Consider the following 12,040-nt stretch of genomic DNA (forward strand, 5'->3'; position numbering starts at 1 on the left):
ACCTTGAAAGAAAATTGTTTTTGGGTGTTTATTTATTAACCTCAATTAGTTTGGATTAACGAATTGCATAAAGATAATAGATGCATAAAGAAATCTACTGACTGCAAAAGACATAATATCAGCAAGTAAAGCCAGTATTATTAATCTGTATTCTTTTCAAAGGAAGAACACGGGTTGTTTACCAAGCAAAAAAAATCCTTTCAAAAAAAATTGAAAGGATTCTTCTAATAAAATATGAAATTAACTAAGTGTGTTTTTGTTTTTTACTGAACAATAATTTTAAAATTACTATTCAATTGATCGCCTGAAACATTCAGAATATAATTTCCAGCAGATTTTTTACCTCCAAAATTTAAATTAAATACACCGTTTCCATTGGCATTTAATTTTTCTTTAATGATTACTTTTCCAGACATATCAATAATTGTCGCCGTTAAACTAGACTTCTTATACTCGGAAAGCTTTATGAATAATTGGTCTTTTATAGGATTAGGATAAACGGTTCCCACATTTTTGCTGATGCTAAATTCTGCATTACTCAAAACCGCCTGATTGTACAATGCTGAAATATCTGTTGCAGACAATGCGTAATTATACATTTTCAGTTCATCAAACGCACCTTTGTACGAAGCAGAGGCATTTGTTGTAGCTTGAAATTCAAGTTCACCAATATTTCCTATCACAAAATCACTCGCTTCGCCAATACCGGTAACCGCAGTTTCATCAGCTTCCACCATGAGTACGCCGTTTCTGTAAATTCTTATTTTGTGAGCCGTGATGTCTCTCTGGATGACAACATGCACCCAAGTATCATTAAAGTAATTGGCAATAGGAGATGTAATTTCCTTTTTAGTAATATCATCATCTATGGCAAATCTCAGCTGCCCACCTTTTACTTCGATATTAAAACGTTTTCCTGTTGCACCCGTATTTAAATTTTTGGTAATAGAACCTTTACACAAAACATAAAGACTGGTTGCTGAAGAAGACGGAATCATGCTTGCAGGCGCCTTCATCCAATAAGAAATTGTAAACGAATTGGTATTAAATAAAATTTGCTCTTGATGAGGAATACTTGCGATGTAAGGTGTACTCGGTGAAGTTGCCAGATCTAAAGCAAAATTTTCTTTTCCGGAAACTCTTACACTTGCATTATCGTAGGCAACATTTAAAATTCCATTGTTGGCATAGGTTGTAACATCCGCAATTTGCTCACCAGATGTAGGAGATTCTGAAAAAGGCCAATTCCCGACAAGGCTTGGCGTCAATGCACGAAAACTCCAAACATCACCTGTTACAGAACCAAGATTATTAGAAGAATCTATTCTCCAATAATAATTGGTAGATGTAATTAAATTATTCAATTGATGAGATGGTGCAGCAGAATAAGGTATTGTTGCTACATTATTTAAATTCAAAGGATCTGTACCGAAATTAACTGTAAATGCTGTTGTGTTGGTACTTCCGGTCCATTTTAAAAGTAAATTACCATTTGCAAAATCGATAGAATTATTGCCATTTGCAGGCGTAGGCAAAACAGCTTTGGTTGGAGCAGAAGGAACCGGCGGAGTAGTAACAGTTGCATTCTGTGTATAAACGGAAGAATCTGTAGCGTTCAGTGCTTTTACTCGATAGTAATATTGAGTGTTTGGCGTTAAACCGGTCTCGTTGTATTTTCAGGCAAAGTTGCCAACACTGTAAACGCTGTACCGTTTGTTGAGCGTTCCAAAACATAGTTGGTTTCGTTTGTAGCATTATCGCTCCAATTCACTGTTAAAGAGCTTGCGGCAGGAGTTCCTGTAGTAATAGAATTTGTAAAATTCACCCCTGTTGGTGGAATCACGAAATCCGGAGCTATCGTGTTTGGTAATCCATTAATATAAACTTCAATATTGAGATAAGGAGCATTCGTAGTGCTTACGTTCAAAGCATCCGCAACATTTGGATTGAGTCCGTTTGCAGTTTCCCATGCATCGGGCATTCCGTCGTTATCCGTATCTAAAGGAGCCGGAGCACCGTAAACATGGCCTGCCCCACCGTTGGTAAAACCAAATTGAGTCGTTAAATCTGTTTGTACATACACATAAGTAGCAGTGGTACCTTTCGACGCCAAATCGGAGATCATCAACTGTTCTACCTGATCTCGTCTTGGGTATGATGCTCCCACGCCTGCAATAATATTATCAAACGCAGCCTGCGCAGTTAATGTAGGGTTTTTCATAGGATAATCATACGAAGTTGCCTGTATTGCTGTTGCATCTCCGATGGGATACCCTGTTAAATCTTGAGGAACTAATACTCCATCCAAAACTCCATTTTTATTATTATCAAAATAATTCCCAGAACCATACAGGTTGAAATTGGCATTCCCAACACTGAAAGGTGTATTCACTGTAGGACTTGTATTGGGACCTCCAATGAAATAATTATTGATGATATTGGCATAGGACGCTCCTGCAGAATCTCCACCCATGATATATGCTTCACCGGATTGTGTGTGGCTGTAAGTGTTTCCATAATTCCCCCAATTGTAGACCACATTGTTTACAAACTCGTTGATTCCTTTAATTTTATTATTACGGGTTTTGTTACAGATATATAAATTGCCTATAAGACTGATCTTGCCTCCCGGTGGCGGCTGCATTAACCCTCCTGCAGAATGATTATGGCGGTGCATTCCCTGTCCGAAAATAGAATTCTGAATGGTAATATTATCCGGAGCAACACCATTATTATCCCAGTTTACAGAAAAAACTTCGTCAGTTCCCCACGTAAAAGTCATGTGATCTAAAATGATATTCGCTCCGTTTGCAATTCCTGAAGCATCTTGATTTTGAGAAGTCCCGCCATAGCGGTGACGGATGTATCTAGAGATGGTATTGTTTGCACCAGAATACGAAACTCTTGGTCCTAAAAACACGATTCCTTCTCCGGGAGCGGTTTGTCCGGCAATCGTTGTATTACTGGGTACAGCAACAACAGACTGCAAATTGATAATTCCTCCTACTTTAAAGATTACAAATCTCCCCGGCTGGCTAACTGCATCACGGAATGAACCTGGGCCGCTGTCATTCAAATTGGTAACCAAATAAATCTGAGGATTGGCAGCACCTCTCGCTCCGGTAGTAAATCTTCCGAAACCTGTAGCTTCAGGAAAAGCCAAAGTTTGCGCTTCCAAGCCCGCTGTGGATAATGTGATACCACAAAGCACTAAAGATTGAAATACCTGCTTAAAAAGTAAAGATTTATTTTTCATGAATATTAATTTTTTTGCGTTTACCAATCTAAACACAAACCCAAATATGAGCATCCTGCACAGTCCTGCTACCCTTTAAAAATCAAACATTTACAAAACAAACTATTAATTATATACTTTCCAAATAAGTTTTAACATACTGAAAATCATTAGAGAGAAGAGTAAAAAATATTTCATTTTTTTTATCCTTAAATTCTGATTTTGTTTTTGATATTTATTTGAATGAAGACTTGTTTCAATGGTGATATTTAATTAATTTTAGAAATTATATTGGATATTTAAGGTTACGAACAATTGTAATTCAATAGAAAAAAAACAAATAAAAAGTAGAATCTTTTAGTTAAATTTCTATTACAAAAAATAGTTAGTCATAAACCGTACATTTTAATCATAAACAAAGTGAAGAAATTATTATTCCTCATATTAACATTAATTGTTTTTTCTTGTAAAAAGAAAATCGATGAAAAAGAGCAAAAAATATTTGATAGGATTACCTTTATTTATAATTTAAAACAAGATGTAGACGAAAACACCTGGAAAACTTTTAATAATAAGGAATATGACGTACCTCTTATTTATTTTACAAACTCATCTTCATATATTGCCAATCCAACAGAAAAATTTTTAAAAACTTTTAAGTCAGAGATTATATTTCAAGACCAAAAGATTAAAATTTACTCGTCCAAAAATAGGGTTGATAATCTACCATTCCACATGGAAACGGGAATGACTTTGGGCGATCCAACAGATAAGTATAATTATCATTCGCCATTTATGATGTGCAGTAGCTACGAAGAAACATTTAAGAAAATCCCGAGTATTGGTTCTACAGATGAATGGATCACAATGGTTATGCACGAATATTTTCATGGATATCAATACAAACATAAATCTTACATAGAATATTATGAGAAGGAAATAGTACAAATTCAGCCAGACAGCTTGGTTGCAATTTATAAAAACAATGATTGGTTTAAAAAATCAATAGACGAAGAAAATCAACTCCTACTAAAAGCACTCGGTGAAAAAGATAATATTAGTACAAAAAAAATTATTAAAGATTTCTTTTCATTACGAAACAAAAGGAGAAGTGAAGTATTTGCAAAATTAAATGTAGACATTTCAAAATACGAGAAATGCTACGAAACGATGGAAGGAACAGCAAGATACATTGAATTCTCACTTTATGATCTTTTTTCCAAAAAACGTCCTAATCCTCAACTTCTAAAATCTGACACTTCCTATAAATCACTTCAAAAATTTCGCAACTACAATATAAACAAAGATAAGTGGCTGTATGAAAGCGAAATGACAACCTATTTTTATGCGACAGGATTTAATATGGCTAGAGTATTAGACAAATTAAAAATTGATTACAAATCTAGGCTTTTCAAAGAAGGAAAAATTACAATGGAAGATATTTTACTTGAAAAGCTATGAATTGTGTCACGCTTTTTTTATTGAATTCATCCTATTTCTTATCTCTAGAATTTATTTAAAATATAGTAGTTACACAAAATATTGAACCTAAAACAAAAAAATCCCTTTCAAAACTGAAAGGGATTAATTATATAAAAAACTTTTAATTACATATAAGCTTCAATTGGCTCACAAGTACAAACTAAGTTTCTATCTCCGTAAGCTTCATCTACTCTTGCAACAGTAGCAAAGAATTTGTGATCTCTTACCCAATGTAACGGATAAGCTGCTTTTTCTCTGCTGTACGGTTTATCCCAAGAATCAGAAATCACCAATTGCTCAGTGTGAGGAGCATTTTTCAATACGTTGTTTGCCTGATCAGCTTCACCGTTAGCAATCTCATCGATCTCTTGTTTAATTGCGATAAGAGCTTCTGCAAAACGGTCGATTTCAGATTTGCTTTCAGATTCTGTAGGTTCAATCATCAAAGTTCCTGCAACCGGGAAAGAAACCGTCGGTGCGTGGAAGCCATAATCCATCAATCTTTTTGCTACATCAGCCACTTCAATTCCTAAAGATTTGAACTGACGGAAATCTACGATACACTCATGCGCTACTCTACCTTCAGTATTTGAATATAAAATAGGGAAATGTTCTGCTAAGATTTCTTTTAAATAGTTAGCATTTAAAATTGCGTGCTCAGTAGCTTTTTTCAAACCTGAAGTTCCCAACATTTTGATGTAAGCGTAAGAAATATTTAAAATCAATCCAGAACCGTAAGGCGCTGCAGAAATTCCTTCGATCGCTTCTTTTGAACCAACTTTAATGTTGGCATTTGTCGGCAAGAAAGGAACCAAATGTTTCGCAACACAAATTGGTCCAACACCAGGACCTCCACCTCCGTGAGGAATAGCGAAAGTTTTGTGAAGATTAAGGTGACAAACGTCTGCTCCGATGTTTCCTGGACTTGTATATCCTACCTGAGCGTTCATGTTGGCACCATCCATATAAACCTGTCCGCCGTGATCGTGAACCAACTGAGTAATTTCTTTAATGTTGGCATCAAAGAAACCGTAAGTTGACGGATACGTGATCATTACCGCTGATAGATTTTCAGAATTAGCCTCTGCCTTAGCTTTGAAATCTTCGAAATCAATTTCTCCGCTTTCAAGGTTTTTAACGACAACAATTTTCATTCCTGCCATTGCTGCAGAAGCCGGGTTGGTTCCGTGTGCAGACTGAGGAATTAACACCACATTTCTGTGACCTTCGCCTCTTGAGATGTGATATTCTCTGATCACCATCAAACCTGCATATTCTCCCTGTGCTCCAGAGTTTGGCTGAAGTGAAGTTCCTGCAAAACCAGTGATTTCAGAAAGATCTTTCTCTAATTCTTTGATCATTTCCTGATAACCTGTTGCCTGATTTACGGGTACAAATGGGTGAACAGCTCCCCAATTATCCCAAGATAGTGGCAACATTTGAGTAGCAGCGTTCAGTTTCATGGTACAAGAACCAAGAGAAATCATTGAATGAGTTAATGATAAATCTTTTCTTTCAAGACGTTTGATGTAACGCATCAATTCTGTCTCTGTATGGTATTTGTTGAATACTTCTTCCGTTAAGATTTCATCTTTTCTAAGATTTTCTTCAGGAATGCTGTATCCTTCTTTTATTTCTAATTTGAAAGTCTGTTTGTCTTTAAACTGAGCAAAAGAAGCCATTAAAACATTCAGCTTTTCTAATGTTGTACTCTCATTGATTGCAATACTTACAACACCTTCTGTGAAATAGTTTAGATTCAATTTGTGATCAAGCATCATTCTCATCAATCTTGCTTTCTCCTCTTCACTCATTACAATTTTCACCGTGTCAAAGATAGGCTCTTCAACGGTCTGATAGCCTAAAGCTTTCAATCCGCCTTTCAAAGCATTGGCTTTAAAGTGAATTTGGTCAGCAATATAGTTTAATCCTTTCGGACCGTGATACACTGCGTACATTCCTGCCATTACAGCCAAAAGAACTTGAGCAGTACAGATGTTTGAAGTTGCTCTTTCTCTTTTGATATGCTGCTCTCTAGTTTGTAAAGCCATTCTCAATGCACGTTTTCCGTACATATCCTGAGAAACCCCAATGATTCTTCCCGGAATATCTCTTTTGTAATCTTCCTTACAAGAGAAAAATGCTGCGTGAGGACCACCATAACCTAATGGAATACCGAATCTCTGTGAGGTACCAACGGCACAGTCTGCACCCATTGATGCAGGAGATTTCAATTTAACCAAAGCCATAGGATCACAAGCTACAACAACTTGTAAGTCTAATTTTTTGTATTCAACGATATCTTCAGTATAGTCTAAAACAATACCGTTTTTACCTGGATATTGTAGTAAAACTCCGTAATAAGATTCATTGAATTGGTGTGTTTTGTGGTCACCTACTACGATTTCAATTTCTAAACCTTCGGCTTTTGTTTTTAAAACAGAAACGGTTTGAGGTAAAACCAAGTCAGAAATAAAGAACTTGTTTGCTCCTGCTTTTTTCTGATCTTTCGTTCTGTTGTTGAAGAACATGTGCATTGCTTCTGCAGCTGCAGTAGATTCGTCCAACAAAGATGCGTTTGCCAAAGCAAAACCTGTTAAATCGCACACAACAGTCTGATAGTTTAGCAAAGCTTCTAATCTTCCCTGAGCGATTTCCGCCTGATAAGGCGTGTACGCCGTGTACCAGCTTGGGTTTTCAAAGATATTTCTCTGAATCGCCGATGGCAACAAGGTATTATGATATCCAAAACCGATATAGCTTGTGTAATCAGTGTTCTTAGCTGCCAATTCTTTAGAATGATTTAGCATCTCGTACTCTGAAAGCGGTTCTGAAATGTTCAGATCATTTTCTAAACGGATTGATGATGGAATGGTTTGAGAAATCAATTCTTCGATACTTGAAACGCCCACTTTTTCCAACATTGCCTGCTTATCGGCTTCGTTTAGGGAAATGTGACGGCTCACAAACTGCTCTGTATTCATTTTTATATATTAGATTTTGTTTGAAAAAAAAGATTCGTAAAATTACGATTTTTAAAATGATTTTGCAACCTAAGTTGCTGTTGGCGATTGGCTTTTTGCGATTATACTTGAAATGCATGTTTTTAATCTTGTAAATGCGTCATTATAAGTGATAATTACTAATTTATTTAATTCTTCTATGGACGTGATTACGATTGTTATTTATAATGTAAAACCTTGTTCATAGAACAATAATTTAAATTTAAAATTTGAAAATGTCAATGACTTTTGATACAGTTAAAACAGTTTCTAATAAAAATTACAGTCCATTTAAATTTCCTCAAAATTATTTCCCCAACCCTAAAGGAAGTAATTTTGAGGAAATTTTCAATACATTTTTCCTCCCTTTAGGGTTGGGGAAAAGAAAAATGGATTAAAAATTTCATTTTGATCCCTTTTCAAATGGTCAGTAAAATCCAGGAAGAGTTGAGAAGAACATTTGGGAGGAAATAATTTCCAATTTCTTTTAGAAGTTAATATCAAATTCCCTAAAACCATCTATTAATCAGCATTTAAAGAAAATTGAAATTTTATTAATTATATTTATTCTAAATTAATATATTTGCACTATGAATATCATCACTCCATTTAAAGTTCCGCCATTGGCTCCGGCATTCTCTTTCAAGAATGAAGAAATGTTCTGCGAAAAAAAATCGTGCTGTAAAAAGTTTAAAAAAGGTAAGCGTTGCAAAAAATGCCCGGGAAATAAGAAACTGGCTTAGCAAAATGTTTGCGATTTTGAGTGTAATCAAGTCTTACATAAAATTGCTAATCAAAAAATAAATCGCAATCGCAAGAATGACGATTCCCCAAATCAGCAGCATAATCTTAGGATAACCTCTACGATTGATGACTGTTCTAGGTTGTGGCTTAAATAATTCTTCCGCTCTGTCTCTGAATTTTTCACCATCAGATTCGAAAACCTCTGTTATCGTAATTCCTTGGACTACAGTTTTTTGCAAAAGAGAATTTGTGGCATGCAGCAGCAACTGAAATTTTCCGTTTTTAAATTCTGAAATCTTAAAAACTCTTTCTCCGTAAGCTTTTTCTAAACCAAAAGGTAAAACTTTCACTACATCTGCATTTTGCGATTGCCAGGTGATGATGATTTCCTCTCCTTTTTTCGCATGAATTTTATTCGCCGAAAAAGTTTTAATCGAAGGCGGAACCGTATATCTGAAACTTTTCTGCAAACTTTCTAAATTCTGGTCGTAGGTAATTCTTCGTCCTTTATCACTTAAAGTTTCATAAGCCTCCTGAATTTCTTTAAAACGTTCTGCAAAAAAATCGTCGTTTGGGTTTTTGTCGGGATGGTATTTTAATGAAAGTTTTCGGTAAGATTTTTTGATGTCTTCATCTGAAGCATCACGAGAAATCCCGAGAAAATAGTAGTAGTCTTTCATTTAGGCTAACAAAAATAAGAATTTTGTAGTTGCGGGCAAAAATAAAAATGCCACGAATGCCCGAATTCTATTCTTATTATTTTGCTCAACAAAATTTGAATGGGTTTTAATAATGAAAAATTCTAGCATTTTTGGCAAAAAAATCCGGTGCGTGAACACCGGAATTAAACAATTTCAATTTAGTTAATAACACTTATGCTGTGCAAGTATTATCTTTTTTGCAGCATCTAGATTTGAATTCTTTCTTCAACTTTCCTTTCAGTTCCTGATACTGCTCTTCATCCATTTCTCTGATTTTATCTGCCAACCCAAAAGGTGATTTTTCTTTGATTCCGTATTCATTGAAAATACCTCTTACAAATCTTTTTCTTTCTATTACTTTTCTGGCAACCATTGCAACTCCGGCAACGGCAAGTGCACCTAGAACACCTTTTAATATTGAATTTTTCATTTTCTTAAATTTTAAATTTTACTGCTTTTTGTTTTTATAGAGACGAATTCGTTTTAGTTTTTACTTTACTACTTCTTAAAAAATTCATCAAAATTAATTTCCCCAAACCTTAAAGGGTGTAATTTTGATGAAGAAATTTTCCTCCCTTTAGGGTCGGGGAAAGAAAATTTCTAAAACTATTCGTTGTTTTTTTTGAAAAATCCGCTAGAGCATTTTTCTCTCCAGACTTCTTTGAATTTTTCTTTTTCCTCGTCAGACATTCCTTCCATTTTATGATGCAAATGTTTTACTTTCATATCTCTCATTCCTTTTCCGAATGTGCCATGAAAACCTCCGAAAAGAATTTTACTCAACAACAAAATTCCCATCGCCTGACAGTAATTGATGGTTTTAACACCGATAACTTCGGGCAGAATACAGTTCCAAAGCCACATCACAATCAACGCAACGGCAAGAAAAATCAATGGCGGACATAAAAATAAAAGTGCCCAGCTTTTTTTATATTTATTATTCATTTTATTTTTTTCTAATTATTTAAATCTTCGTACAACTGTCTCAATCTGTTTCTTAAATGCTTCACAGCATAGTTTTTTCTACTGATGATGGTTTTAATGTTTTCTCCTTGTTCATCGGCAATTTCTTGAAGAGTTTTATTGTTCAGTTCGTTTTCTGTGTAAACCAGTTTCTGTTTTTCTGGAAGTTCTTCTAAAGCTTCAAAAAGTTTTTTCCAAATTTCGTCCTGAAACATTTTCACATCTGGTCCGGCGCTGTCATCGAGCAACAGAATATCTTTTATCGAAAACGATCCGTCTTCTTCTTCATAGACAAAATCTTCCAAGTTTTCGGTTTTCTTTTTCCGGTATTTATCAATGATTTTATTTGAAGTTACTCTGTATAACCATCCGCCTACATTTACTATTTCCGAAAGATTGGTTAAACTGCTGAACTGATACCACACTTCCTGCAGAATATCTTCCGCATCTTCGGTATTTTTCACTTTCGGACGAATGAAAGACATCAGTTTTCCGCCGTAGTTTGATACGGTTTGCGAAATCATGTTTTCCTTTTCCTTCTGTGGCATTGTTATTTTCTCGGCAATCTCCATATTGCTATGACGATTGTGGTTTTTATTTTACTTTAATGATTTTAAAAAAAATTGAGTAACAGCACAAATTTATATTTAAATAAAAAAATAAATTGATAAAATATTGAGATTAGTACTAAAAATAATAATTTCACAAAAAATACCAGATGAACTATTGGAAACACAGTCTTTTATCAAGGAAAAAATTTGGCGGCAATCCTGAAGATTATTTGCCTGTTCATAAGTTTTTAGATTCCAGCAAGCTTTTTTATTATCATTTGAAGCACCGTATTCTCCTTCACAATACTTATGGAATGGAGATATGTATTTCTAAATTTGGAGAATTAGTAACCAACAGTGACGGAAAAAAAATTCTTGTAAGAGACATTGTTGCTGAGCATTGCAAAGAAGATCTTTTCGGTATAGTTCCTACCCTTATTAACTGGTTTAAATATGCTGATGAAAAAATTTTTGAAGATTTTGAATTGATAACAACGGATGATCAGGTTTTGAATGACTTTTTAATGAAACCATTGATGATGTCGGGATTACAATCTTCACTTATCATCACGCACAGCAATTTCGGAATCTATCTAGCCAAGGAGGTTCTTGGTTCTGATTACGCTTTAAAATTATCAAAACTTGTGGAAAATAAAAACATAAACGAACTTTTACAGTATATTAAACTTAAAGAAAAATGGGAATTCACGCCGAATATGGAAGAATTAAAACAAATGAATGATGAGCATATTTAATTTTTTTTCAAATCTCTTTTCAAAGAAAAACAATTTCCCCAACGCAACGGATCTGGAAACTTTTCAACCTTTAACGGATGACAATCTTGATGGCTGGGAAAAAGAGCAGTTATTAAGAACAAATGAACTCGAAATCAAGGTGAAAGACAGGTTTGTGAATTTGATCAGGTCTAAAAATAACCGTTTAAAATTTTCATGGGATAGTGGTAATGACGAGGCTTTTTTAAATTTTGAAGGATACGAAAATACATTTGACAATGAAGAATTTTGGGAACTGGAAGAATATCTTATTTTAAAGTTGGAAATCCCCGACGCTGGTGAATTTGAGATGCATGGTGAAGGTTTTCTGATGATTGAAAATAATAAAGTTGTCGCAAATTTTTGGTCAACTCTACGATTTATGGAAGATTATGACGAAGAAAAAGAAGAAGAAATATGGTCTGAAGCCGAGACAGAAAAGAAGATTGAAAAACTATTTCAGATTTGAGCCCCTAATTTTTTTTTTACTTTGAACTTTTACAAATTATAAAATCTATTACTACAAATAACCCTGCCAGCGTTTGAAATGCTGGCAGGGTTGAATAATTGTATTATAATTATAAGATTT

At 34.5% G+C, this 12,040-nt stretch carries 11 protein-coding genes; 4 read left to right on the forward strand and 7 right to left on the reverse strand.

What is annotated here, in order from left to right:
* Positions 1-263 precede the first annotated feature (263 nt).
* Entirely contained in the window at positions 264-1,535 is a 1,272-nt protein-coding gene (locus tag BW939_RS16065; protein ID WP_228417189.1) for a LamG domain-containing protein, read from the reverse strand.
* A gap of 119 nt (positions 1,536-1,654) precedes the next feature.
* The gene (locus tag BW939_RS16070) at positions 1,655-3,256 is read right to left on the reverse strand and encodes a hypothetical protein (RefSeq protein WP_228417191.1); all 1,602 of its coding nucleotides are present in this window, start codon (positions 3,254-3,256) and stop codon (positions 1,655-1,657) included.
* Positions 3,257-3,655: 399 nt separating this feature from the next.
* Here BW939_RS16070 and BW939_RS10325 point away from each other — a divergent pair, with 399 nt between their 5' ends.
* A complete protein-coding gene (locus BW939_RS10325; protein ID WP_076451957.1) occupies positions 3,656-4,696 on the forward strand; it encodes a hypothetical protein in 1,041 nt (346 codons plus the stop codon).
* Between the two features lie 146 nt (positions 4,697-4,842).
* On the opposite strand, the gene gcvP is transcribed toward BW939_RS10325, so the two are convergent.
* Complete coding sequence (gene gcvP / locus BW939_RS10330; protein ID WP_076451958.1) at positions 4,843-7,701, reverse strand: aminomethyl-transferring glycine dehydrogenase; 2,859 nt, start codon at positions 7,699-7,701, stop codon at positions 4,843-4,845.
* Positions 7,702-7,961: 260 nt separating this feature from the next.
* On the opposite strand from gcvP, the gene BW939_RS15845 reads away from it, so the two are divergent.
* Positions 7,962-8,117 (forward strand): hypothetical protein, encoded by a 156-nt coding sequence (locus tag BW939_RS15845; protein WP_159439264.1) that lies wholly within the window; start codon positions 7,962-7,964, stop codon positions 8,115-8,117.
* Between the two features lie 378 nt (positions 8,118-8,495).
* On the opposite strand, the gene BW939_RS10335 is transcribed toward BW939_RS15845, so the two are convergent.
* From BW939_RS10335 to BW939_RS10350, 4 genes are all read right to left on the reverse strand, one after another.
* The gene (locus tag BW939_RS10335) at positions 8,496-9,143 is read right to left on the reverse strand and encodes a DnaJ domain-containing protein (protein WP_076451959.1); all 648 of its coding nucleotides are present in this window, start codon (positions 9,141-9,143) and stop codon (positions 8,496-8,498) included.
* 193 nt (positions 9,144-9,336) lie between these two features.
* On the reverse strand, positions 9,337-9,594 hold the full coding sequence (locus tag BW939_RS10340; protein WP_076451960.1) for a hypothetical protein: 258 nt from the start codon (positions 9,592-9,594) through the stop codon (positions 9,337-9,339).
* Positions 9,595-9,770: 176 nt separating this feature from the next.
* Complete coding sequence (locus BW939_RS10345; protein WP_076451961.1) at positions 9,771-10,109, reverse strand: hypothetical protein; 339 nt, start codon at positions 10,107-10,109, stop codon at positions 9,771-9,773.
* Between the two features lie 11 nt (positions 10,110-10,120).
* Complete coding sequence (locus tag BW939_RS10350) at positions 10,121-10,675, reverse strand: RNA polymerase sigma factor (protein ID WP_105170193.1); 555 nt, start codon at positions 10,673-10,675, stop codon at positions 10,121-10,123.
* A gap of 170 nt (positions 10,676-10,845) precedes the next feature.
* On the opposite strand from BW939_RS10350, the gene BW939_RS10355 reads away from it, so the two are divergent.
* Both BW939_RS10355 and BW939_RS10360 read left to right on the forward strand, forming a co-directional pair.
* A complete protein-coding gene (locus BW939_RS10355; RefSeq protein WP_076451963.1) occupies positions 10,846-11,433 on the forward strand; it encodes a DUF6915 family protein in 588 nt (195 codons plus the stop codon).
* Complete coding sequence (locus tag BW939_RS10360) at positions 11,420-11,920, forward strand: hypothetical protein (protein ID WP_076451964.1); 501 nt, start codon at positions 11,420-11,422, stop codon at positions 11,918-11,920. The genes BW939_RS10355 and BW939_RS10360 overlap by 14 nt, the downstream gene beginning before the upstream one ends.
* The last annotated feature ends 120 nt before the right edge of the window (positions 11,921-12,040 follow it).

Origin of the sequence: Chryseobacterium piscicola (assembly GCF_900156685.1) — a bacterium.
Lineage (GTDB): Bacteria > Bacteroidota > Bacteroidia > Flavobacteriales > Weeksellaceae > Chryseobacterium > Chryseobacterium piscicola.